The sequence below is a fragment of the Novosphingobium sp. HNCC26BN242 genome, assembly GCF_057180525.1.
The window spans coordinates 422,771-445,604 of record NZ_JBXUGM010000002.1 but is presented as its reverse complement, the minus strand read 5'-3'; the positions used below and the strand labels follow the sequence as shown (position 1 = coordinate 445,604).

General features: G+C 62.6%; 28 protein-coding genes. 18 read left to right on the top strand and 10 right to left on the bottom strand.

Features of this window, described 5'->3' with window-relative positions:
- Positions 1-406: 406 nt before the first annotated feature.
- Together mnmE and AC2A1F_RS09720 are read right to left on the bottom strand one after the other, a co-directional pair.
- Positions 407-1,750 carry a tRNA uridine-5-carboxymethylaminomethyl(34) synthesis GTPase MnmE gene (gene mnmE / locus AC2A1F_RS09725; RefSeq protein WP_484208558.1) on the bottom strand — a complete coding sequence of 448 codons (1,344 nt, stop codon included), beginning with the start codon at positions 1,748-1,750 and terminating at the stop codon, positions 407-409.
- A 189-nt stretch (positions 1,751-1,939) separates the two neighbouring features.
- Entirely contained in the window at positions 1,940-2,206 is a 267-nt protein-coding gene (locus tag AC2A1F_RS09720) for a DUF6489 family protein (RefSeq protein ID WP_484208557.1), read from the bottom strand.
- Positions 2,207-2,318: 112 nt separating this feature from the next.
- On the opposite strand from AC2A1F_RS09720, the gene AC2A1F_RS09715 reads away from it, so the two are divergent.
- Together AC2A1F_RS09715 and AC2A1F_RS09710 are read left to right on the top strand one after the other, a co-directional pair.
- Positions 2,319-3,017, top strand: coding sequence for a dienelactone hydrolase family protein (locus AC2A1F_RS09715; RefSeq protein WP_484208556.1), 699 nt, complete (start codon positions 2,319-2,321; stop codon positions 3,015-3,017).
- A gap of 94 nt (positions 3,018-3,111) precedes the next feature.
- A complete protein-coding gene (locus tag AC2A1F_RS09710; RefSeq protein ID WP_484208555.1) occupies positions 3,112-3,495 on the top strand; it encodes a nuclear transport factor 2 family protein in 384 nt (127 codons plus the stop codon).
- A gap of 70 nt (positions 3,496-3,565) precedes the next feature.
- Here the strand turns inward: AC2A1F_RS09710 and rpoZ are convergent, their stop codons facing one another.
- Together rpoZ and AC2A1F_RS09700 are read right to left on the bottom strand one after the other, a co-directional pair.
- Complete coding sequence (gene rpoZ, locus AC2A1F_RS09705; RefSeq protein WP_292629570.1) at positions 3,566-3,910, bottom strand: DNA-directed RNA polymerase subunit omega; 345 nt, start codon at positions 3,908-3,910, stop codon at positions 3,566-3,568.
- 85 nt (positions 3,911-3,995) lie between these two features.
- Positions 3,996-5,510, bottom strand: coding sequence for a replicative DNA helicase (locus AC2A1F_RS09700; protein ID WP_484208554.1), 1,515 nt, complete (start codon positions 5,508-5,510; stop codon positions 3,996-3,998).
- 118 nt (positions 5,511-5,628) lie between these two features.
- Between AC2A1F_RS09700 and AC2A1F_RS09695 the strand changes: the two genes are divergently transcribed.
- From AC2A1F_RS09695 to AC2A1F_RS09675, 5 genes are all read left to right on the top strand, one after another.
- The gene (locus tag AC2A1F_RS09695) at positions 5,629-6,111 is read left to right on the top strand and encodes a UPF0262 family protein (protein WP_292629568.1); all 483 of its coding nucleotides are present in this window, start codon (positions 5,629-5,631) and stop codon (positions 6,109-6,111) included.
- Between the two features lie 33 nt (positions 6,112-6,144).
- Positions 6,145-6,885 (top strand): glycoside hydrolase family 25 protein, encoded by a 741-nt coding sequence (locus AC2A1F_RS09690; protein WP_484208553.1) that lies wholly within the window; start codon positions 6,145-6,147, stop codon positions 6,883-6,885.
- 13 nt (positions 6,886-6,898) lie between these two features.
- The gene (locus AC2A1F_RS09685) at positions 6,899-7,336 is read left to right on the top strand and encodes a cytidine deaminase (protein ID WP_484208552.1); all 438 of its coding nucleotides are present in this window, start codon (positions 6,899-6,901) and stop codon (positions 7,334-7,336) included.
- Positions 7,337-7,464: 128 nt separating this feature from the next.
- Entirely contained in the window at positions 7,465-8,019 is a 555-nt protein-coding gene (dcd, locus tag AC2A1F_RS09680) for a dCTP deaminase (protein ID WP_292623587.1), read from the top strand.
- Positions 8,020-8,309: 290 nt separating this feature from the next.
- A complete protein-coding gene (locus AC2A1F_RS09675; RefSeq protein ID WP_484208551.1) occupies positions 8,310-9,494 on the top strand; it encodes a saccharopine dehydrogenase family protein in 1,185 nt (394 codons plus the stop codon).
- Positions 9,495-9,544: 50 nt separating this feature from the next.
- On the opposite strand, the gene AC2A1F_RS09670 is transcribed toward AC2A1F_RS09675, so the two are convergent.
- Positions 9,545-9,988 carry a globin domain-containing protein gene (locus AC2A1F_RS09670; RefSeq protein ID WP_484208550.1) on the bottom strand — a complete coding sequence of 148 codons (444 nt, stop codon included), beginning with the start codon at positions 9,986-9,988 and terminating at the stop codon, positions 9,545-9,547.
- 80 nt (positions 9,989-10,068) lie between these two features.
- Between AC2A1F_RS09670 and AC2A1F_RS09665 the strand changes: the two genes are divergently transcribed.
- Positions 10,069-10,530: an RrF2 family transcriptional regulator gene (locus AC2A1F_RS09665; RefSeq protein ID WP_484208549.1), complete on the top strand. Its 462-nt coding sequence runs from the start codon at positions 10,069-10,071 to the stop codon at positions 10,528-10,530.
- Here the strand turns inward: AC2A1F_RS09665 and AC2A1F_RS09660 are convergent.
- Positions 10,505-10,927 carry a hypothetical protein gene (locus AC2A1F_RS09660; protein ID WP_484209018.1) on the bottom strand — a complete coding sequence of 141 codons (423 nt, stop codon included), beginning with the start codon at positions 10,925-10,927 and terminating at the stop codon, positions 10,505-10,507. The two genes, AC2A1F_RS09665 and AC2A1F_RS09660, sit on opposite strands and share 26 nt — an antisense overlap.
- 154 nt (positions 10,928-11,081) lie before the next feature.
- Here AC2A1F_RS09660 and AC2A1F_RS09655 point away from each other — a divergent pair, with 154 nt between their 5' ends.
- The gene (locus AC2A1F_RS09655; RefSeq protein ID WP_484208548.1) at positions 11,082-12,077 is read left to right on the top strand and encodes an adenosine kinase; all 996 of its coding nucleotides are present in this window, start codon (positions 11,082-11,084) and stop codon (positions 12,075-12,077) included.
- 70 nt (positions 12,078-12,147) lie between these two features.
- Here the strand turns inward: AC2A1F_RS09655 and AC2A1F_RS09650 are convergent, their stop codons facing one another.
- The 3 genes from AC2A1F_RS09650 to AC2A1F_RS09640 form a co-directional block, all read right to left on the bottom strand.
- Entirely contained in the window at positions 12,148-13,767 is a 1,620-nt protein-coding gene (locus tag AC2A1F_RS09650) for a flotillin family protein (protein ID WP_484208547.1), read from the bottom strand.
- Between the two features lie 50 nt (positions 13,768-13,817).
- Positions 13,818-14,429 (bottom strand): OB-fold-containig protein, encoded by a 612-nt coding sequence (locus AC2A1F_RS09645; RefSeq protein ID WP_484208546.1) that lies wholly within the window; start codon positions 14,427-14,429, stop codon positions 13,818-13,820.
- Between the two features lie 257 nt (positions 14,430-14,686).
- Complete coding sequence (locus AC2A1F_RS09640) at positions 14,687-15,115, bottom strand: CBS domain-containing protein (RefSeq protein ID WP_484208545.1); 429 nt, start codon at positions 15,113-15,115, stop codon at positions 14,687-14,689.
- Positions 15,116-15,258: 143 nt separating this feature from the next.
- Here AC2A1F_RS09640 and AC2A1F_RS09635 point away from each other — a divergent pair, with 143 nt between their 5' ends.
- From AC2A1F_RS09635 to AC2A1F_RS09595, 9 genes are all read left to right on the top strand, one after another.
- Positions 15,259-15,552, top strand: a complete 294-nt coding sequence (locus AC2A1F_RS09635) for a hypothetical protein (protein WP_484208544.1) — start codon at positions 15,259-15,261, stop codon at positions 15,550-15,552.
- Between the two features lie 31 nt (positions 15,553-15,583).
- Entirely contained in the window at positions 15,584-15,928 is a 345-nt protein-coding gene (gene erpA, locus AC2A1F_RS09630; RefSeq protein ID WP_484208543.1) for an iron-sulfur cluster insertion protein ErpA, read from the top strand.
- Between the two features lie 148 nt (positions 15,929-16,076).
- Positions 16,077-16,856, top strand: a complete 780-nt coding sequence (xth, locus tag AC2A1F_RS09625) for an exodeoxyribonuclease III (RefSeq protein WP_484208542.1) — start codon at positions 16,077-16,079, stop codon at positions 16,854-16,856.
- A 136-nt stretch (positions 16,857-16,992) separates the two neighbouring features.
- Entirely contained in the window at positions 16,993-17,121 is a 129-nt protein-coding gene (locus AC2A1F_RS09620) for a hypothetical protein (RefSeq protein WP_484208541.1), read from the top strand.
- 1 nt (position 17,122) lies between these two features.
- Positions 17,123-17,800, top strand: coding sequence for a peptide-methionine (S)-S-oxide reductase MsrA (msrA, locus tag AC2A1F_RS09615; protein ID WP_484208540.1), 678 nt, complete (start codon positions 17,123-17,125; stop codon positions 17,798-17,800).
- 36 nt (positions 17,801-17,836) lie between these two features.
- Positions 17,837-18,307 (top strand): Fur family transcriptional regulator, encoded by a 471-nt coding sequence (locus AC2A1F_RS09610; RefSeq protein WP_484208539.1) that lies wholly within the window; start codon positions 17,837-17,839, stop codon positions 18,305-18,307.
- Between the two features lie 35 nt (positions 18,308-18,342).
- Positions 18,343-19,620 (top strand): MFS transporter, encoded by a 1,278-nt coding sequence (locus tag AC2A1F_RS09605; protein ID WP_484208538.1) that lies wholly within the window; start codon positions 18,343-18,345, stop codon positions 19,618-19,620.
- Between the two features lie 42 nt (positions 19,621-19,662).
- Entirely contained in the window at positions 19,663-21,585 is a 1,923-nt protein-coding gene (gene dxs, locus AC2A1F_RS09600; RefSeq protein WP_484208537.1) for a 1-deoxy-D-xylulose-5-phosphate synthase, read from the top strand.
- Positions 21,586-21,646: 61 nt separating this feature from the next.
- Positions 21,647-22,021 carry a hypothetical protein gene (locus tag AC2A1F_RS09595; RefSeq protein ID WP_484208536.1) on the top strand — a complete coding sequence of 125 codons (375 nt, stop codon included), beginning with the start codon at positions 21,647-21,649 and terminating at the stop codon, positions 22,019-22,021.
- Here the strand turns inward: AC2A1F_RS09595 and AC2A1F_RS09590 are convergent, their stop codons facing one another.
- Positions 22,022-22,702, bottom strand: a complete 681-nt coding sequence (locus AC2A1F_RS09590) for an NnrU family protein (protein WP_484208535.1) — start codon at positions 22,700-22,702, stop codon at positions 22,022-22,024.
- Positions 22,703-22,834: the final 132 nt, after the last annotated feature.

The following is a 22,834-nucleotide window of genomic DNA, read 5'->3' as shown; positions in this document are numbered from 1 at the left end:
CCTGCGTTTGGCGGAAGGTTATTTTAGTGAATAGCCTATCGGCACAGCGCTTGATCTCTGCGGCCTCTGCGCTCTTTGCGCGAAACCCTTTTTCTTGAGCTGGGTGTTTCACGTGGAACTTTTTTTGGGCTCCACCTCCCCCAACCCCCTCCTCTGAGGAGGAGGAGGCTACTTCATTTTGCGGGGTTTGGTTTTAGGCATATCTCCGTTCGTGTCGAGCGAAGTCGAGACACAGCGACATGTGTCTCGACTTCGCTCGACACGAACGGGACTGGGTGCCTGAGGTTGTTTCAATGAAGCTGTCTGCGGCGGATGCCCGCCTTCACGGAAACGATGAGCGAGTAGTGTGTTTCACGTGGAACACTCTTTCTGCTGCAGGTGCCCCTCCACTTGCAGGGGAGGAGCGCTATTTGCCGATGCAGAATTTGCCGAAGAGGGTGTCTAGCATGTCTTCGGTGCTGGTGCGTCCGATCAGGGCGTCGAGGCTGCGGCGGGCGAGGCGGAGGTTTTCGGCGGCAAGCAAAGGGTCGGGTTCGGTGGTGGCGTGTTGGAGGCTTTGCGCCACATCGCTGAGCAGCGTGTGCTGGCGTTGGTTGAGGGCGGCTTCGCCCGGAGCGGGGAGTGATTGGCGGGCGTGGGTGACGAGGGCTAGGCGCAAGTCATTCATGCCCTCGCCGGTGCGGGCAGAGAGGTGGATGGCGCTGGGGCTTTTGCGCGGTGCGGCGGGATCGTCGGAGCGGGCAGAGACTTCCCATAAGCTGGATTCCCGCCTTCGCGGGAATGATGATGAGAGATCGGGTCCTTCACCTTCAGGGCCCTCCCCTTCTGGACCCAGCCACAGGATCAGGTCTGCCTTTTGGGCGGCGGCGCGCGCGCGGGCTATGCCGATGCGTTCGATTTCGCCTGCGCCTTCATCGCGCAGGCCAGCGGTGTCGACGAACTGGAATGGTATGCCATCCATTGCGCAAGCATGAGTCAGCACATCACGGGTGGTGCCGGGTTCGGCGGCGGTGATGGCGGCTTCCTGTTCTACCAGCGCGTTGAACAAGGTGGATTTTCCAGCGTTGGGCGGGCCTGCCAAAACGACGCGGAAACCTTCTTTCAGCGGTTCGGCGCGCGGGCGGGTGAGCCACGTTTCGAGGTTTTGGGCGAGTTTGGTGCAATCGGCGGTGAAGCCCGAAGGCAGTGCGTCTTCCCCTGCCCCGACATCGTCTTCGTCTGAGAAATCGAGCGCGGCTTCGAGGCGGGCGGAGAGTTGCAGCAGCGTGGCGCGCCAGCTTTCGACTTCACGTGAAAATGCGCCTTCGGCCATGGCGAGTGCGGCGCGGCGTTGGAGTTCGGTCTCGGCGCTGAGCAGATCGGCAAGGCCTTCGGCCTCGGCCAGATCAATCCGGCCATTGGCGAAGGCGCGGCGGGTGAATTCTCCGGCTTGGGCGCGGCGCAGGCCGGGCAGCGTGGCAAGGGCGGCTTCGACCGCAGCGACAACCGCGCGGCCACCGTGGAGGTGGAGTTCGGCACTGTCTTCCCCAGTGGCGGTGCCGGGGCCGGGAAGCCAAAGTACCATCGTGCGATCAAGGTGTGTGCCGCCTTGCGGATGCGCGAGCGTGGCGAGTGTGGCGCGGCGGGGAGTGGGAAGCTTTCCGGCAAGGGCGATCAGAGCGGCACCTGCTTGCGGGCCGCTGATGCGGATGACGGCGATGCCTGCAGGCGGCGGGCCGGAGGAGAGAGCGAAGATGGTGTCTTGGGACATCTGTCCCGCATATTTGGTTCGCGCAGAGAACGCAAAGAGGGAGCGAACGCGAAGAAGGGGGTTGGAGGTTTTATCGCGCAGAGGCGCGGAGGGGTAGTTATGCTAATTCGGGCGCCGGAAGCCTACCCCCAACCCCTCCCGCTTGCGGGAGGGGGGCGATAGAGGCGCCTGTCCTTCTCCGCGAAATTCCTACTCTTTGGGCTTTTTCGAACCGGTGCTGCTGCTCATCGCGCCCATGGTGCTTTGTTCCATGAAGTTCTGGAACAGTTTCAGGCCGATCTCGCCCATCGGGGCGATCTGTTTGGCAAAGCTTTGCAGCTGGTCGAGGCTGCCTGCGCCTTGCATCGCCTTGGCCACCGATTCGACATAGACGTCGTTTGCCTTTGATACATCAGGCAGGCCGAGGAAGCGCCGGGCCTCTTCGGGCGTGCAATCGACTTCCATGGTGACTTTCATTGGCGTTCCTTCCCGCAGCGATGCCAAAGACTGTCATGCGTGCTTGGCAAAGTCCATGGGCAGGGCCAACATGGTGATCGACCAAACCGTTAGAATTGCAGGATGAACAACCATGGGTGAGCATATCACGTTTGCAGCGCTGGATGGCGAAGGCGAGATTCCGGGCTTTCTGGCCACGCCAGACGGGCCGATCCGCGCGGCGATCATCGTGGTGCCCGAGATTTTCGGCGTGAATGCCGGTATTCGGCACAAGTGCAAGGCCTGGGCCGACCTTGGCTATATGGCGCTGGCACCGGATATCTTCTGGCGCTTTGCGCCCGGCGCGGAGCTTGATCCTGATGTGCCTGAGCAGTTGCAGGAGGCCTTCGGTTATTTCGGGCAATACGATCCCGACAAAGGCGTGCAGGATATCGAGGCGGCGATTCGCTATTTGCGCGGGGTTGAAGGGATCGCCAAGGTGGGGCTGGTGGGCTTCTGCCTGGGCGGGCGCATGGCCTATATGGCGGCGACGCGGACCGATATTGATGCCTCGGTCGGCTATTATGGCGTGATGATCGACCAGATGCTGGGCGAATCGCACGCCATCGCCAATCCGCTGATGCTGCACATTCCCACTGCCGACCACTTTGTGGGGCCGGAAGCGCAGAAGGCGATTCATGATGGGCTGGACCCGCATCCCAAGGTGACGCTGTTCGATTATCAAGGGCTGGACCACGGCTTTGCCGCCGAAATGGGCGACAGGCGCGATGAAGAGGGCGCGCAACTGGCGGACCGGAGGACGCGGGATTTCTTTGCCCAACATCTGGGGTAACACATTTGGGGTGATTGCTGGCGGGAGTTGCACCGGATCAATGGCGGTGCGGCTCCCCTGCCCTACACGGATGCTGGATATTGGGAGAACGGCGATGAAACTTGGGTTGGCAGCGTGGCATCGGTACATGATTAGCGGCGATCCAGCGTTGCTGGATGAACTGGTGGCCGATGACGCGGTGTTTCATTCGCCGGTGGTGCACACCCCGCAAGAGGGGCGTGACAAGGTGTTGATGTATCTGACGGCGGCGGGGCAGGTCTTTGGCAACGGCACGTTCCGCTATGTGCGCGAATTGGTGGACGGGCCTGAGGCGTGTCTGGAGTTTGAATGCGTGATGGATGGGGTGCAGGTTAACGGGATCGACCTGATCCGCTTTGATCTGGAAGGGCGGATCGTTGACTTCAAGGTCATGGTGCGGCCGCTGAAAGCCATGAACAAGGTGTGGGAGCAGATGGCGGTGCGGCTGGAGAATACGTGAAAAAGCCCCGGTTTTGAGGCCGGGGCTTTTTCGCAAGACTTTGATTTCGCTTTGAAATCAGCCCTAAATCTCAGCCGTCGTAATCGGCGCCCAGCGAGGTGTTGCGCACAGGGGCCGCAGCGGTGATGCGCAGGGCTTCGGCAGATTGCGACAGCGAGCCGATTTCATCGACCTCATCATCGTCATCCGGCAGGACGCGCTGGAGCGACTGGATCAGGTTTTCCTTGAGCACGGTGGGGCGAACAGTCTCTTCGGCAATTTCGCGCAGGGCGACGACGGGGTTCTTGTCGCGGTCACGATCGACGGTGAGTTCTGCGCCACCCGAAATCGCGCGGGCGCGTTCGGCGGCGATCAGGACCAGATCGAAACGGTTGGGGATCTTGTCGACGCAATCTTCGACGGTTACGCGCGCCATCCGGGCACTCCGATATGCAAAAGGGTGTGGAAAGGGGTGCAGCTAGGCCGGGGGTGTGGAAAAGTCAAGGATTCATGGGAAGCGCTTACTCATCGTTCCCATAAGCCGCGCGCAGATCGTCCGAGGCGAGATCGGAGAAGCGGGTGATGCGGGCTTCGAAGCGCAGGCGGACCTTGCCGGTGGAGCCATGGCGCTGTTTGGCCACGATCAGTTCGGCAAGGCCGAAGACGCGCTCCATTTCGGCCTGCCAGGCGGCGTGGGCTTCCTGTGTTTTGGCGTCATCGGAGCCTTGGGGGACTTTGGGTTCCTTGGCGGCGACGTAGTAATCCTCGCGGAAGACGAACCAGACCATGTCGGCGTCCTGCTCGATCGAGCCGGATTCGCGCAAGTCCGAGAGCATCGGGCGCTTGTCATCGCGCTGTTCGACCGCGCGGGAGAGCTGCGAGAGGGCGATGACGGGGACCGAGAGTTCCTTGGCCAAGGTCTTGAGGCCGCGGGAGATTTCGGAAATTTCGTTTACGCGGTTGTCGCTGGCGCGGCCCGAGCCCTGGAGCAGCTGGAGGTAATCGACGACGATCAGGCCGATGTCGTGGCGGCGCTTCAGCCTGCGGGCGCGGGCGCGAAGGCTGCCGATGGTGAGCGCGGGCGTATCGTCGATGTAGAGCGGCAGTTCGGCGAGGCGCTGGCTGGCGAAGGAGAGCTGCTGGAAATCCTCGCGGCTGATGCGGCCCATGCGCAGCGCTTCGGAGCTGATACCGGACTGTTCGGCAAGGATACGCGTGGCAAGCTGGTCCGCGCTCATTTCCAGACTGAAAAAGGCGACGGCGGCGCCGACCGAGTCCTTGAGCGCGATGCCATCGGCCATGTCGCGGCGCAGGCGATCGGCGGCGTTGAACGCGATGTTGGTGACGAGCGAGGTCTTGCCCATGCCGGGGCGGCCGGCGAGGATGATGAGGTCCGAATCGTGCAGGCCGCCGATCTTTTCGTTGACCGAGGTGAGGCCGGTGGTCTTGCCGGAAATGTGGCCGCCTGAAAGCAGCGCCTTTTCGATCATTTCCAATGAGGCGCGGGTGGCGGTGGCGAAGCTTTGCGCTTCGCTGCCGGTCTGCGCGCCTTCGGAGACGGCGTAGAGCGCGGCTTCGGCTTTCTCTACCTGCTCTAAGGGTGCGACCGAATCGCTGGTGTCGAGCGCGCCTTCGACCAGATTGCGACCGACGGTGATCAGTTCACGCAACAGGGCCAGATCATAGATCTGTTCTGCCAGTTCGCGCGGGTTGAGCAGGCCCTGCCCGTCTGACGTGAGGCGGGCGAGATAGGCGACGCCGCCCAGTTCCTTCAGCCCTTCATCCGATTCGAAATAGGGCTTGAGCGTGACCGGGGTGACCACCGCTTTGCGATCAACCAGTGTGTGGATGCGTTCGAACACGCGGGCGTGGACGGCGGCGAAGAAGTGTTCTGGCTTGAGCGGGGTCTGCAGTTCTTCAAGGATGCGGTTGTCGATCAGGACTGCGCCAAGGAAGGCGGCCTCGGCCTCGACGTTGGAGGGGAGCGCGCGAATCTCTGTGGGTTCGCGGGTTAGGATGGCTTCGCTGGCGGACATACGGCGCATAGTGCCCGAGTGCGTGCGTTGCGGCAATGCATCGCCCCTGTGGATAGCGGGGAGGGAACCGGCAAAACCCTTGCTCGCCTCGCGCGCGTCTGCAACACAGTATCCCTCTATGGCTGACCCGCGCATTTCGCATATCGAGCTGGATGATGCGACGATCATCTGGCGCAACGCCGATATCGAGCAGGAGCGGCGCATTGCGATCTTTGATCTGATTGAAGAGAACACCTTCAAGCCGCTGCGCGCGTTCGAGGCGGGGCATACCGGCCCCTATCGGCTGAAACTTTCGGTGGACGACGGACGGCTGGTGCTGGCGGTTTCGGACGATGGCGGCAGTCCGCTGGAGACGGTGATTCTGGGCCTTGGGCGGTTTCGGCGGCCGATCCGCGAATACTTTGCGATCTGCGACAGTTACTATCAGGCGATCCGCAAGGCGACCGCGATGGAAATCGAGACGATCGACATGGCGCGGCGCGGCATTCATAATGATGCGGCCGATACGCTGCTGGAGCGGCTGGAGGGCAAGATCGAGACCGATTTTTCCACCGCCCGGCGGCTCTTTACCCTGATCTGCGTGCTGCATATCAGGGGCTGACCATTCGAATTTTCGGGGCGCGATTCTCTCTCCATGGCCAAGCAACCAAACAGGGTCCGCCCCCATGCTGCGCGCGCGCCGAAACGGCGGGCAGGCAGCGCGCGGCGGCGTGTGCTGGGCGCCGTGCTGCTGCTGGCGATGGTGGCGAGCGGGTTTGGCTGGTGGAAAGCGCGAACGTGGCTGCCCGACCGCAAGGACTATGCGGTCCAAGGCGTGTGGTTGAGCGATGACAATGGCGCGGTGGACTGGCGGTTGCTGCGCGCGGGCGGTGCAGACTTTGCCTATCTGACCGCCAGCGAAGGCACCGATACGCGCGACATGGCCTTTGCCGAGGGTGTGGCAGCGGCGCGCAGCCGGGGCATGCAGGTGGGCGCGGTGCATGTTTACGATCTGTGCGCGCCAGCCGACAAGCAGGCGGCCAACTTTGTGACGCTGGTGCCGCGCGACAAGGACCTGCTGCCGCCAGCCATCCGCATCGACATTTCATCGCGCACCTGCCCCGATGTTCCGGGCGAAGCGCAAATGCAAAGCGAGCTGACCACGTTCCTCAATCAGGTGGAGAAGCACACGGAAAAGCCCGTGATCCTGATGGTATCATCTGCGCTGGAAAAGCAGTTCCATCTGGCCGCGCGGATTGACCGCAATATCTGGGTGGAGCAGGACTTTTTCGAACCCGCCTATGCCGGGCGGCCCTGGGTAATGTGGACGGCAAACAGTGGCTTGCGGTTGAATGCGGCAAACACGCCGCTGCGGTGGGTGGTGGTGCAGCCGTGAGAGGCAGAATGGCATGAGTGATGTGGTGATTCCTGAAAGCCGTGAGGTGTTGATTGCGGCAGCGCGGGCAGCGATGGGCAATGCCTATGCGCCCTACTCCGGCTTTCACGTGGGTGCGGCGCTGCTGTTTGATGATGGCGCGATTGTCACCGGCGCAAACTTTGAGAATGCCAGCTATGGCCTGTCGCTCTGCGCCGAGACTGTGGCCTGCGCCAGCGCATCGCAAAGTGGGCGGCGCGGCGGATTGCTGGCCGTGGCGGTGATGGGTGGCATGGGCGGCGCGGTGGATGCCGCGATCAGCCCCTGCGGGCGCTGCCGACAGGTGGTGAACGAACTGGCCGCGCTGGGCGGCACCGATCCGCTGGTGCTGTGCGTGGGGGCTGACGAAACCGTGGAAATGCGGTTGTCGGTGCTCTTGCCCAATGCGTTTGGGCCTGCGAATTTGGTGTAGCGGTTTTGGGGTGACGTTTGCGTTGTGCAAGTGCCCGCCCCGCTGCGACTAAGGCTTGCTGCGCAAGCCCAAGTCTCGCGGCCCTCCCGCAAGTGGTAGGGCGGAAGAGAAGTGCAAGGGAGCGCCAATTGGCCATACTTTCCGATAAGTGGATCCGCGAGAAGGCGTTGAACGAGGGGATGATTGAGCCTTTCGTGGAGACGCAGCGGCGGGATGGGTGCATTAGTTATGGGCTTTCGTCCTATGGCTATGACGCGCGCGTGGCGCGTGAGTTCAAGATCTTCACGAACGTGGATTCGGCGATTGTCGACCCCAAGAATTTTGACGGGGCGAGCCTGGTGGACCGCGAGACCGATGTCTGCGTGATCCCGCCCAATTCGTTCGCGCTGGCCCGCACGGTCGAATATTTCCGCGTGCCGCGTGATGTGCTGGTGATTTGCCTGGGCAAGAGCACCTATGCGCGGTGTGGCATCATCGTGAACGTGACGCCGCTGGAGCCGGGCTGGGAGGGCCATGTGACGCTGGAATTTTCCAACACAACCCCCCTGCCCGCCAAGATCTATGCCAACGAAGGCGCGTGCCAATTCCTGTTTTTGCAGGGGAACGAGCCGTGCGAGGTGAGCTATGCCGACCGCGCGGGCAAGTATATGGGGCAGCGCGGGGTGACTTTGCCGAAGTTGTGAGTTTTTGCGGGCGTCCTTCGACAGGCTCAGGATGAGTGGGGAATGGGGTGGGTTTGCACGACTTGGCCCAATTTTCATCGTCATTCCCGCGCAGGCGGGAATCCAGCGATCGATAGTGTCATCGCGATGCGATGTCTTTCTTGTGGGACTGGATTCCCGCCTGCGCGGGAATGACGAAGTTTGGGGTGGGAAGGCTGAACTGCCTTCAATTTAACCCCGCGATTAAATCCTGTTGCAATCGGCCCTGACTTCGCCAAGCTGGCACGCAAGCACACCTAGCGGAGAGGCACATGGACAAGTCGGCGCGGCCCTATGACATCATAGTTTACGGGGCGACGGGGTTTACCGGGCGATTGGTGGCCGAGTATCTGGCGCAGCATTATGGGCCGGATGGCCCCGGGAAAGACGGGCCGCGCTGGGCGATGGCCGGACGTTCGGCGGACAAGCTGGCTGAGGTGCGTGACCTGATTGGCGCGCCTGCAGACACGCCGCTGATCGTGGCCGATGCCGCCGATCCGGCCAGCCTTGCCGCGATGGTCGAGCAGGCGCGCGTAGTGGTGACTACGGTAGGGCCATATCAGCTGTATGGCGAACCACTCCTTGCGGCCTGCATTGCGGCGGGCACGGACTACGCCGACTTGTGCGGCGAGCCAGTGTGGATGCGGCAGATGATCGACAAGTATGGCGATGCGGCAAAGCAGAGCGGCGCGCGCATCTGTTTTTCCAGCGGGTTTGATTCGATCCCGTTCGATCTGGGCGTGCTGATGCTGCAGAAAGAGGCCGTCGCCAAGTTTGGCCGCCCTGCCCCGCGCGTCAAAGGGCGGATGCGCGGCATGAAGGGGGGCGCTTCGGGCGGCACGGCGGCGAGTTTGAAGGCAACGCTGGCGGCGATGGGCCGCGATCCCTCGCTGATTGCGCTGATGCAGAGTGCGTTTTGCCTGACGCCGGGTTTTGAAGGGCCTGCGCAGCCTGCGGGCAATGGGGTGCAGTATGATGCGGCGCTAGAAAGTTGGGAGACGCCGTTTATCATGGCGGCGATCAACACCAAGAATGTGCATCGCACCAATGCCCTGCTGGGCCATCCGTGGGGTACGGATTTCGTCTATGACGAGATGGTGCTGACCGGGCCTGGCGATCAGGGCAAGGCGATTGCCGAACATCTGGCGAAAACGCCGATGATCGGGCGGCCCGATGATCCAAAGCCGGGCGAAGGCCCCTCACCGCAAGAGCGGGAGACGGGGTTTTATGACGTGCTGTTCGTGGGCGAAATGCCCGATGGGCAAGTGGTGCGTTATGGCGTGAAGGGGCGGTACGATCCGGGCTATGGATCGACCAGCCGAATGATTTCCGAGACCGGCATTGCGCTGCTGGCCAGCGATGCGGCGGGCGGGATTGGCACGCCGGGCGCGATTTTGGGCGAGGCGCTGGTGCAGCGGCTGTGCGAACATGCGCAGATCACCTTCGCGGCGGAGTGATTGGAGCGCCTGCCGTGCCCTTGCGGGTGGCAGGCGCAGCCATGGCGCATTCAGGCGGCTTTGGCGTAGGCTTCATCTTCGGCAGCGATGAGAATGTCGGCCAGCATCCAGTAAGCCTCACCCCAGGCGGCAAGGACTTCATCGGTGGCCACATCGGCGCCCACGACATCGCGAATCGCAGGGAGCAAGGCTTCGGCGACATAGGGGTAGTGTTCAGCCTTTACCCCGCAATCGACATGGCGCTGGACCATGCGGCCGACTGCGGGGCCGAGGTTCTCAAGCTTGTCGATATTCTTGGCATAGGCGAGGATGGCATTGGCAAGGCGGCGCGGCTGTTCGCCCGATTCCTGCGCGGCCTGATCGAACATCGCCTTTACATCTTCGTTCTGGAACAACCGCTTGTACATGGCGGTGGTGATTTCCAGCCCACGCGCTTCGATAACAGGTGCGGTGGATTTGACGATGGTGCGGGCGTGGGCAGAAGCGGTGCGCATGGGGGATCTCCAATCAGGTATTCCAAATACCGGTATTTCATTTGCTTGATTTGTGCAAGCCGAAATTCGATAGTGGGCAGATGCAACTGACCCAGCATACCGACTTTGGACTGCGCTTGCTGATAGTGCTGGCGCGCGATGCCGCTGGGATCAGTCTGCCCGCGTTCTCTGCGCAGCAGGGGCTGAGCTATCATCATGTGGCCAAAGTGGCGCAGGGGCTGGTGCAGGCTGGATTTGCGACCTCGCAGCGTGGGCGCAGTGGCGGCATTGCGCTGGCAAGACCGGCGGCAGAGATTGGCATTGGCGATGTGGTGCGCAAGCTGGAGCGGGGCCTGCGGCTGGCCGATTGTGCGACCTGCGCGCTGAAAGGCGATTGTGCCTTGAGCGGCGTGCTGGCCGAGGCGCTTGAGGCGTTTTTGGGGGTGCTGGACCGCTATACGCTGGCCGATGTAGCGCGTGAGGGCGTGCCGGCCTTTGCGCCCTGGGCGATGTTGCCTGCTACGGTAGGGTGCGCGGCTACGGAGCCTTGCGCAGCGCAGTAACGCAAGCGGCGCGATCAACTTCGCGGCCATCTCCGCGCCGCGCCTCCACATAGGTGGCGGTGGGCCTTGTGCCGCCAGCTTGCGGATAGAGGTAGACGTCGAGGATGCAGGCGGTGCCGGACCATTGCAGCTTGCGCGCGTCATCCTCGATCACATCGAGCCGGGGGGTGCCGAACACGCGGCCAAGCTGGAGTGCGTCGGCACCGATCACGCCTTCGAGGCCGGGGGCCATTTGCACTTGGGCCGTGGGGCGCTGCACCGGAGCGGGGCGCGGGACGGTGGTGCGCGCAGGGACTTTGGTGGTGCGGACGGGCGTGGCCCGGCCCGGCGGCACCATGTTCCCGCCGCACGATGCGAGCAGCAGGGCCAGAGGCAGGGCGACAAGGGCGGGGCGCAGGATCACGCTGTGGGGATGGCGGCTGCGCGCGGGCCGGTCAACCGCTGAAAGCTGCGATGTGGCGCAGGGGCGGGGCGGTCCGGCGCTTCTTGCTGCAATGCGGCAAACGCGCTAGGCGGTGTGCGATACCCCACGAATACGGAGCAAATCCTGCATGTCCGAAGCCGTTTATGATGTGATTGCCATCGGCAACGCGATTGTCGATGTGATGGCACCTTGCGAGGATGCCGACATCGAGCGGCTGGGGCTGGCCAAGGGCGGGATGACGCTGGTCGATACCGCGCGGGCGCAGGAACTTTATGATGCGATGGGCCCGGCGCGCGAGATTTCGGGCGGATCGGCGGCCAATACGCTGGCGGGCATGGCGGCGCTGGGCGCGAAGTGCGCGTTCATCGGGCAGGTGGCGGATGACCAGCTGGGCGAGGTCTTTGCGCATGACATCCGTGCAGGCGGGATTGCCTATGCAACGCCGGTGCGCGCCGACGAGCCGCCGACCGCGCGGTGCCTGATCTTCGTTTCGCCCGATGGGCAGCGCACGATGAACACGTTCCTGGGGGCATCGCAGTTCCTGCCCGCCGACGCACTCGACGATGCGACGATTGCGGCGGCCAAGGTGTTGTATCTTGAAGGCTATCTGTGGGACCCGGAAGAGCCGCGCCGCGCGATGCGCCGGGCGATTGCGGCGGCGCGCGGGGCCGGGCGCAAGGTGGCGTTTACGCTGTCTGACGCTTTCGTGATCTCGCGCCATGGTGATGATTTCCGCGCGCTGATCGATGAAGGGCAGATCGACATCCTGTTTGCCAACGAGCATGAACTGGCCGCGCTGACCGGGATCGAGGATTTTGACGCGGGCATGGCAGCGCTTTCGCCCAAGGTGCCGACGCTGGTGGTGACGCGCAGCGAAAAGGGCGCGTATGCGGTGAGCGGGGGTGAGCATGCCCACGTGCCGGCCGAGCCGATTGCCAAGGTGGTGGACACAACCGGCGCGGGCGACCTGTTCGCCGCCGGATTCCTGTTCGGCTATGTTCGGGGCAAGTCGTTGGCCGAGAGCTTGACGCTGGGCGCGGTTTGCGCGGCTGAGGTGATCTCGCACTATGGCGCGCGGCCTGAGGCCGATTTGCAGGAATTGGTGGCCGCACGTTTGGGGTGACGCCGACGGCCCACCGCCGAATGTCCAGCTTTGGCCCCTCCCGCTTGCGGGAGGGGGAATATGTTGTGCGTTAATCTACGGTTGGCGCGCCCTTCACCAGTCCTTCGAGTGAGCCGCCGTCGAGGCCGAGTTCCTTCATCAGGCCATCGATGATCGGGGCCTGTGCGCGGTAGCTGAGGGCTGCGGTGAGGGCATCGCTGGCGAGGTTGCCGTTTGCATTGCCCTCTCCTGCCCCGCCTGACGCGCGGGTGAGGCCATCGACTTGCACGATCTTGATCGAATCGATGGCTTCCAGCGGCTTGGCGGATTCGCGCACGAGATCGGGCAGAACCTTGAGCAGGGCCATTTTGGTTTGCAGCGAGATCTGGTCTGACGAGAGCAGGTTGGCGGCCTCGTTGATCGCGCGCTGGCCAGCGGCTTCGACTTCGAAACGCACGCGGGCGGCTTCGGCGCGGAGTTTTTCGGCTTCGGCCTCGCCCTCGGCTTCAAGCCGGACGGCCTCGGCGCGGTTGGCGGCGGCGGCTTTTTCGGCTTCGGCTTCAACTTTCACGCGGATCGCGTCGCGCTCGGCGGCTTTGGCGGCTTCGATCAGTTCGATGCGTTTGCCGCGTTCGGCGATTTCGGTTTCGCGCGAGGTGACGACCTGTTCTTCGGCAGCGGCGGCCTTGGCGCGGGCTTCGTCGGCAGTGGCTTTGGCCTGGCTTTCCTCGCGGCTTTTGTTCTGGATCGCGATTTGCTGTTCCTGCTTGGCGATTTCGAGCGCCTGCTGCTGGGCGATGCGGGCCTGCTGCACCGCGCGGTCGGCCTCGATTTGCTGGCTGTCGACCAGCTTTTTCGCTTCGATCCGCGCGCCTTCGGCTTCCTGACTGCGCAAGGACTGTTCGCGCGCCACTTCGGCGGCCTGTTCGGCGCGGCGCATCTCGATTTCGCGCTGCTGTTCGAGGCGGGCGAATTCATTGTCGCGCGCGATGCGGAGCGATTGCTGTTCGGCTTCGAGATTTTTGGTTTCGATCTGGACGCGGGTGTCCTGTTCGATGTCGTTGCGGGCCTTTTTGCGCAGTTCGATCTGCTCGGTCAACTTGGTAAGACCCTCGGCATCGAAGGCGTTGTTGGCGTTGAAGTGTTCGATGCTGGTCTGGTCCAGCCCGGTGAGCGAAACGGATTCGAGTTCGAGGCCGTTCATCGCCAGATCGTTGGACGAGACTTGCTGCACCTTCTGCACGAAATCGGCGCGCTGTTCGTGCAACTGGTTCATCGTCATGCCCGCCGCGACCGAACGCAGGGCATCGACGAACTTGCCTTCGACAAGGTCCTTCAGCGCTTCGGGCTGCATCGTGCGCATGCCAAGCGTTTGCGCGGCCATGGCGATGGCATTGGCATCGGGGCGGACGCGGACGTAGAATTCGGCCTTCACGTCGATCCGCAAGCGGTCGAGCGTGATAAGGGCGTCGGTGTTCTTGCGCTCTACCGCCAGGCGCACGGTGTTCATGTTTACCGGCATGGTTTCGTGCAGCACGGGCAGGACGAGCGCGCCGCCATTGATCACGACCTTTTCCCCGCCAAATCCGGTGCGGACAAAGCCAACTTCCTTGGTAGCGCGGCGGTAGAGCCGGGTCAGCGTGAGCGCGATGATCAGCAGCAGGGCAAGGCCGGTGCCTGCATAGATGCCGATAGGGATAAGCTGGTTCATCGAAAATTCTCCCGCTTTATCAGCGAATATCAAGTGAGCTTGAGGTTGATTTATGTGAGTTTGATCGGGCCATCGGCGTCGATGGCGTAGAACAGTTCGCCCTCGCGCCGCACGAGCAGGACTTGTGCCCCCTCGCCCAGAATGGCGCTGTCTTCGTGCGGTTCGGCCATGACCAGATGAGTCTGGCCGTGGACATCGCGCACAGCGACGCGGGCGGGGCTGCCACGCGTGGCCTTGCCGATTTGCACGGTGCCGCGTTTGCCCACCAGTGCATCGACCGGGACGGCGGTGGTTTCGTCATGCGGCCAGATGCGGCTGACGAGGCGGGTGACAACGGTGTTGACCGGCCATGCCGCGATCAGGCCCATGGCGGTGGCCGCGCCGGGGCCGAATGGGTTGCCGAAGAACGATGCGACCAGTTGCTGAAGCGACAGGCCGACCAGCGCGAACGTGGCAAGGAAGAACGAGAGCCAGACGATGAAGGGCAACGTGCCGATGCCGGTCACGCTGGCAAGGGCAGAGCCTGCGTCGATATCACCGTCGGGACTGTCTGCATCGCCGAGGAAATCGGACAGGCCGGTTACTTGCACCACGACAAGCAGAGCCAGCAGCGCCAGTGCGACCGCGAACGGCAGATTTTCGGGGGCCAGCAGACCGCCCATGTTGTGCAACTCCCCCGAGGTGTGAAGCGATCATGGCAAGGCGGCGGCGCTTGGCCAAGCGGAATCGGACAGTATTGGTGCGGAATTCGTCCTTCGACAAGCTCAGGACGAGCGGGTTTTTGTTGAGGGTGGCTGTGGACGGAGTGAGGCCATGCACAAGCATCCGCTCATGCTGAGCTTGTCGAAGCATCGGGCGTTGTGGGAGCGTCCTTCGACAGGCTCAGGACGAGCGGGAGAGGGGTGTTGCTTGGGAAGAGCTACGCTTGCTGGATGTATTCGCGCAGGGCGCCGGCTTCGGCTTCGATGGTGTCGAGCCGGTGCTTGACGAGGTCACCGATCGAGATGAAGGCGACCATGCGTTGGCCTTCGACCACGGGGAGGTGGCGGAAGCGGCGCTGGGTCATTAACGCGAGGGCTTCCATCACTGGGGTTTGCGGGGTGACGGTGATGACCGGGGCGGTCATCATATCGCGCACTTTCATGTGCAGGGCAGCTTCGCCGTGTTTGTGAAGGCAGCGAATCATGTCGCGTTCGGAGAAGATGCCGGCAACGCCATTGCTGTCATCTGCTACGGGCAGGGCACCAATGCGGTGGCGTGCCAGCATGTCAATCGCGTCTGAAACTTGTGCGTCGGCCGAAACGCTCCACACTTCGCTGCGTCCTGCAATTACCTGCGCAATGGTCATGGCATCCTCCTGTTCAGGGTGCGGACCGTGCGCCTTCGGGCGTCTTTGCGGACCGCCGTATCTCCATTAGCGATCATGACAGTTTACGGCCCATTGTCAAAGCCGTTGCAAACCCCGATTGCGATGCGCAAAGGACCCAGACAATGCACGGCCAATCCCCCCTTGATGATCCTGAAAACGCACGCTTTGCCTTTGCGCGCTATTGGGCGATCATGCGGGCCATGGCGTGGTTCAGCACCGCCGTGGTCGCTGTGGCGCTGGGTGTGCTGTACTGGCAGATCGGGTTGGTTTCGATCCATCTGTACATTGCCAGCGCGCTGGGCATCTGGCTGACGATCATGCTGATGGCGGCGCTGATGGGGCTGGTGTTCCTGTCCAGCGGGACCGGACACGATGAAAGCATCGAAGACCGGCTGGAGGACGAGCGCAACCGTTGAGGTTTCGGGCCATCGTGCCTATGTTGGCTGGATGACCCAGACCGCTCTTGCTTCGCCCGTATCCTTGGCCCGAAATGCTGCCACGCGGGTTGCCGCGATTGCCGCCAAGCAGGGCAAGCCTGCGATCCTGCGCCTGTCGGTGGAAGGCGGAGGCTGTTCGGGCTTTCAGTACAAGTTTGAACTGGCCGATGCGCCGGAAGAGGGCGACACGATTGCCGAAACCGATGGCGTGAAGCTGTTGGTGGACGAAGTGAGCCTGGGCCTGCTGGAAGGCAGCGAGGTGGACTATGTCGAATCGCTGGGCGGGGCGGCGTTCAAGGTTACCAATCCGCAGGCGGCGTCTGGTTGTGGGTGCGGATCGTCCTTCGCGATTTAGTGGCTGATCCGGCGTCGCTGCGCGACGCCTGCCCGGCACCAGCCCGCTCCCCCGCCTGGCCACCCACGGGAGTGTACACTAAATGGGTGGCCGGGCGGGGGAGCGGGCTGGTGCCGGACGCAATCCTGCCACAGCAGGATTGCCAGACATGACTCTCAAGGTCGCTTCGTTCAACATCAACGGGATCAAGGCGCGGTTGCCGCGGCTGCTGGAATGGCTGGAGGAGACGCGGCCTTCTGTCGCTTGCCTGCAGGAGATCAAGACGCAGGACGAGGGCTTTCCGGCGGCAGAGTTCGAGAAGATCGGCTATCACGCGATCTGGCACGGGCAGAAGGGCTTTAATGGCGTAGCCATTCTGGCTGACGGCGTGGCCCCGGTTGAGGTCCAGCGCGGGTTGGCCGGGGAGCCGGAGGATGAGCATTCGCGCTATCTGGAAGCGGATGTGTTCGGTCTGCGGGTGGTGTGTATCTATCTGCCCAATGGCAATCCGCAGCCGGGGCCGAAGTTTGATTACAAGCTGCGCTGGATGGAGCGGCTGCGCACGCGGATGGCGCAAATCCGCGCCGAAGAAGTGCCTGCGGTGGTGATCGGCGATTATAACGTGATCCCCGAAGACAAGGACACCTTTTCGGTAAAGGCCATGGCCGACGATGCACTGATGCAGCCTGAATCGCGCGATGCCTATCGCCGGTTGCTCAATGATGGGTGGACCGATGCGATCGACACGCTCAATCCGCAGGGCGGGGTGTGGACGTTCTGGGATTATCAGGCAGGCGCATGGCAGCGCGATCACGGGTTCCGTATCGATCATGCGCTGCTTTCGCCCGAGTTGGCTGACAGGATGGTGAGCGCGGGCGTGGACAAGGCCTATCGCGGGCGGGAAAAGGCCAGCGATCACGCGCCGGTTTGGGTAGAACTGCGCGATTGATTTCGGTCTGCCGCATGTAGAAAACGCTTGGCGGATTTCCATGTGCCCTTTGGGTGCCCTGTGCACGGCGTCACCGAACGTTAATACGAATCGGGCCAAGTGACTGGCTACCGAAGCAATCGATGAAAGCAATCCGATGGGCCTGTTCAAGCCTGACTTTTTCCGCTCGCTGGCCCTTGGGTTCCTGCTGGGTGCTGCCGTGATGGCGGCCTCTACTGGCACGACCGCGCTGGCTACGCCGGATACTGAACAGGTTTCGAACTAAGATGCGCAGCCCGGCCCTGACGTTGATGGTGGCGCTGGGCATCGGGACCGCTGCTTGCCAGCAACCTGTAATGGCGCAGGAAACGATGGCCACACCTGCCGCCGCTGTGGAAGCGCGAGAGACGCCGGGCAAGAAGGTCGCTATATTTGCAGGTGGATGCTTCTGGGGCATCGAGGCTGTGTTCAGCCACTTGAAGGGCGTGAGCAGCGTAGTTTCAGGGTACCATGGCGGCGAGAAGAAGACCGCCGCCTATGAACTGATCGATAGCGGCAAGACGGGCCATGCCGAATCGGTGCGCGTGACCTATGATCCGGCGGTGGTCCGTTATGACCAGTTGCTGCGCGTGTTCTTTGCCGTGGGCGCAAACCCCACGCAGCTGAATTATCAGGGGCCGGACCATGGCACGCAGTACCGCAATGCGCTGGTGCCGCTGAGCATTGAGCAAAAGGCGGTGGCGGCGGGATATCTGGCGCAGATGAAGCGGCTGGACCTGTGGAAGCAGCCGATTGTGACAGCGATTGAGCCGTACAAGGCGTTCTATCCGGCTGAGGAATATCATCAGGACTTTGCCGCCAAGAACCCCGACCATGGCTATATCCGCCGATGGGATGCGCCCAAAGTGCGGGCACTGAAGGCGATGTTCCCCGATATGTACAAGACCGCCTTCACACGGAACTGATTTGCGGTTCGTGTCTCACGTGCCTATCTAGGGCGCATGGCAACGCAGCATCAACATCGCGATCTGGAAGGCGAAACGCTGATAACGGCGGCGCGTGATGCGCTGATCGAATCGGGCGAGCAGTGGACCGACATGCGCGCCGATGTGTTCGAGCAGCTGGCCGGGTGCGAAAAGCCTGCCAGCGCCTATGACATTGCCGAACTGGTGGGCACAGCGCGGGGCAAGCGGGTGGCGGCCAATTCCGTTTACCGGATTCTTGACCTGTTCGTGCGCACCAATCTGGCGCGGCGGGTGGAAAGCGCCAATGCCTATGTTGCCAACAGCCATCCGGGGTGCCGCCACGATTGCATCTTCCTGATCTGCGACCTGTGCGGAAAGACCGTCCACAGCGACGATGACAAGCTGACCGGCGCGTTGCGGCTGGCAGCGCAGGGCGCAGGCTTTGCCGAAGTGCGCCCGGTGGTGGAGATTCGCGGGCATTGTGCGGATTGCGCCAGCGGGGATTAGGGCCTGCGTTTTTTGTGCCTTTGGGGGAGGGCCGCTTGCACGATCAGAACCATGCGCCGCAGCAACTGCCGACCAGAAAGCAGTTCGTGGCGGTCATTTCCGGCAATGCGCTGGAATTCTATGATTTCCTGAGTTTCAGCTTCTTTGCGGTGAACGTTTCGCGGGTGATGTTTCCGGCGGGCGCGCCGGGCAGCGCGCTGCTGCTGACTCTGATGACGGCGGGTGCGGGGTTTGGCGCGCGGCCTTTGGGCGCGGTGCTGTTTGGCGTGTTGGGGGACCGCGTCGGGCGGAGGCCAACGATGCTGGCGACGTTTGCGCTGATGGGGATGAGCGCGCTGGGGCTGGCGCTGACGCCAAGCTATGCCGCCATCGGTATGTGGGCGCCGGTCATGGTGGTGGTGTTCCGGCTGTTGCAAGGGCTGGCAGCGGGCGGCGATGTGGGGCCGACGACGGCGTTTCTGGCCGAAAGCGCTCCGCCCGAAAAGCGCGGGATGCTGATTGCGCTGCAACTGGTGGCGATGCGCATTGGCGTGCTGGCAAGCGGCACGGTGGGGTTGGTGCTGGCCAGCGTGCTGAGCCCGGCGCAGCTTGATGCCTACGGCTGGCGAATCGCTTTTGCGATTGGGGCGGGAATCGTGCCGCTGGCCTTCATCCTGCGGCGGCGGCTGGATGAGACATTGCACCGCCCCGAAGTGGGGCCGAACGTGGTGACCGTGCTCGACGTGCGCGCCTATGCCGCGGCGCTGCTGGGGGTGTGCGGGTTTTTGCTGGCAGGGGCGACGGGGGATTTCCTGTTCGTTTATGCGGTGACCTTTCTGAAGATCCCGGTGACCAACGGCTATCTGCTGCAGATGGCGGCGGCCGCGACGCAGATCGTGGGCCTGTTGGGCGGGGGCTGGCTGGGGGACCGAATCGGGCGGCAGAAGGTGAACTTTGCAGCGGCCTTGCTGGCGGCGGTGGTGTCCTTGCCCCTGTTTCGCTGGGGGATTGCTGACGGAACGTTGGGGCAATTGGCATTGGCCGCCGCGCTGCTGCTGCTGATGGCGACGGTTTCGGCGGCGGTGGCCTATGCCGCGCTCGTGGAGATCACGCCCAAGCGGCATCGCGCAGGGCTGGTGGGCATCGGTTATGGCGTGGTGGTGGCGCTGACCTTTGGCCTGACGCCGGTGCTGTTGACGCGATATATGGCGCGGACAGGGGATCTCGCGGCGCCGGGTTATGCGTTTGTGGTGGCGGCGGTGCTGTTGATGGTGTCTTCGGTGCTGCTGGGAAAAAGAGCGTCACGGACATTGGGGAAGCGCACAAAACGATGAACACGTTCGACAGCGCGAAATCATCTGTGTAAAGGCAAAGGGATGAATTCAGAACCGGCCACGCCGCTGCTCGACACGGTCAATACACCTGACGATCTCCGCAAGCTCGCTCCATCGCAGCTGCGACAGTTTTCGGACGAATTGCGTGCCGAAATGATCTCTGCCGTCGGCACGACCGGCGGGCACCTCGGCTCAGGCCTCGGTGTGGTGGAGCTGACCGTGGCGATCCACTATGTGTTCAACACGCCAACGGACAAGCTGGTGTGGGATGTGGGCCATCAGGCCTATCCGCACAAGATCATCACCGGACGGCGCGACCGCATCCGTACGCTGCGGCAGGGCGGGGGGCTTTCGGGCTTTACCAAGCGCAGCGAGAGCGAATACGACCCGTTCGGCACCGCGCATTCGAGCACGTCGATTTCCGCTGCGCTGGGCTTTGCCATTGCCAACAAGCTTTCGGGCCGTTCGGGCAAGGGCATTGCCGTGATCGGCGATGGCGCGATGAGCGCGGGCATGGCCTATGAGGCGATGAACAACGCAGGCGCTGCGGGCAACCGGCTGGTGGTGATCCTGAACGACAACGACATGTCGATTGCGCCGCCGGTGGGCGGGCTTTCGGCCTATCTGGCGCGGCTGGTATCGTCACGCCCGTTCCTTGGCCTGCGCGAGATTGCCAAGAAGCTGGCCCGCAATCTGCCGCGTCCGCTGCATCAGGCAGCGCGCAAGACCGACGAATTCGCGCGTGGCATGGCGATGGGCGGGACGCTGTTCGAAGAGCTGGGTTTCTATTACGTTGGGCCGCTGGACGGGCACAATATCGACCAGCTGATCCCCGTGCTGGAAAACGTGCGCGATGCGGCTGAAGGGCCGTGTCTGGTCCATGTCGTGACGCAGAAGGGCAAGGGCTATGGCCCGGCCGAGCAGGCGGCGGACAAGTATCACGGCGTGCAGAAGTTTGATGTGGTGACCGGCGAGCAGGTGAAAGCCAAGCCCGGTGCGCCCGCCTATCAGAACGTGTTCGGGGAAACGCTGGCCAAGCTGGCCGACACCGACCCCACGATCTGCGCGATTACCGCCGCAATGCCGGGCGGGACGGGCGTGGACAAGTTTGCCAAGGCGCACCCGGACCGGACGTTTGACGTTGGTATTGCCGAACAGCATGCGGTGACGTTTGCTGCGGGCCTTGCGGCAGAAGGCATGCGCCCGTTCTGTGCGATCTACTCCACGTTCCTGCAGCGCGCCTTTGATCAGGTGGTGCATGATGTGGCGATCCAGAATCTGCCGGTGCGCTTTGCGATTGACCGCGCGGGGCTGGTGGGTGCCGATGGCGCGACGCATGCGGGATCGTTTGACGTGACCTATCTGGCGACGCTGCCCAACATGGTGGTGATGGCCGCGGCGGATGAGGCCGAACTGGTCCACATGACTTATACCGCCGCCTGCCACGATAGCGGGCCGATTGCCTTCCGCTATCCGCGCGGCAACGGCACCGGTGTGGCCATGCCTGACGTGCCGGAACGATTGGAGATAGGCAAGGGCCGGATCGTGCGGGCAGGCAACAAGGTGGCGCTGCTGTCGCTCGGCACGCGGTTGGCCGAGGCGCTAAAGGCGGCAGAGCAGCTGGAGGCCAAAGGGCTATCGACCACGGTGGCCGACTTGCGCTTTGCCAAGCCGCTGGACCATGACCTGATTCGCCAGTTGATGGCGACGCACGAAGTGGTGGTGACGATCGAGGAAGGATCGATCGGCGGTCTTGGCGCGCATGTGCTGACCATGGCCAGCGACGAAGGGCTGACCGATGCGGGCCTGAAGATTCGCACGATGCGTCTGCCCGATCTGTTCCAGGACCACGACGCTCCCGACAAGCAATATGACACGGCCGGGCTGAACGCGCCGCATATCGTGGACATGGTGCTCAAAGCATTGCGCCACAATTCTGCGGGTGTGAGCGAAGCGCGGGCGTGATGGTATGAATGGTGGAGCGTGGCTCGTTGCGGGCTGCGTTGCTGCCATCGGCATTGGCAGCGTGTGGATCGCCGCCAAGCGCAAGTGGGATCGCATGGCAACGATACTGCTGGCGCGCCGTCCCAATCCTTCGCGCGAAGAGTTTATCGCGTTGTTGGCGGGGGACGTTTCGGCGGAAACGGCAGAGTGGTTCTGGCAAACGCTGCAAGTGTATTATCAGCCTTTGCTGACACCGCATCCAGACGACGATCTTCTGCAAGATTTGCCATTGGATCCTGAAGAGCCGGAAGACTGGGTGCGCGACTTTTGCCACTTGCACGGATTGAAGGAGCGTGAGCTTGGACTCTGGCTCGACGGGTTACTCATAACGCCGCGCAATCTTTTGCGCTGGTTGGAATGCGAACGCCGCAGACTTGCGCAGTCAATCTGCGCCTGACTACCTTACCCACATCCACAGACCGGCCGGGATGCCGAAGAAGTGAACGTGGACCCAGGAGGCGAGGAACCATACCAGGAAGGCGATGATCCAGACTATGCCGATGGCGCCGAATTCCGAGAGTTTTGGCCAGAAGCTGGTACGGCGCTGCCAAGGCTGAAATTCGCGCTTGTTTCCGGCGAGTTTCCGTTTGTCCTGCAGGTGTGATCCGACAAGGGCGAGCACGATCATGCCGGTCATCAGGATAAACGAGCGGGCCGTGGGAGCGGCGATGGCGTGGCCCAGTGCCCACAGGGCAATGCCCCACATCATCGGGTGCCGCGTGATCTTGAACACGCCACTGGGAATGACGGTGCCAAGCCCCGCTGCATTATTTCCGGGAAGGGCCGGATTGCGAACGAAGGAAGGCAGCAAAAAGGCCATGGCGGCAATGGTCAGCACGCTGGCCACCATCCAGGGCAGTGGGTGCATGCCATTCCAAAGACCGGGACCGGCTTCGGCCCGATCAAATACCACGATGGCCCACGCCAACGTGCCAAGTGAAACGAACGAATATACAAGAAGAAAAACCTGTTCGCCCAGACGCGTGATCAGGATCCTGCGCAAGGCACCCGACATGACGAAGTGCGATACCACAAAACTGAAAGTTGCCACCAGAAGGTGGACTAACGAAGCATCCATCTCCGTCCTCTTGTCTATTGGTTCAAAACGGACCAAACCTTTGTTATGAGGATCACAGTATTAGGTTGATCAGTGCATCACAAGCGACACTTGGCAAAGATAAATCCAATGCGGATTAAGAGCCTGATCCGA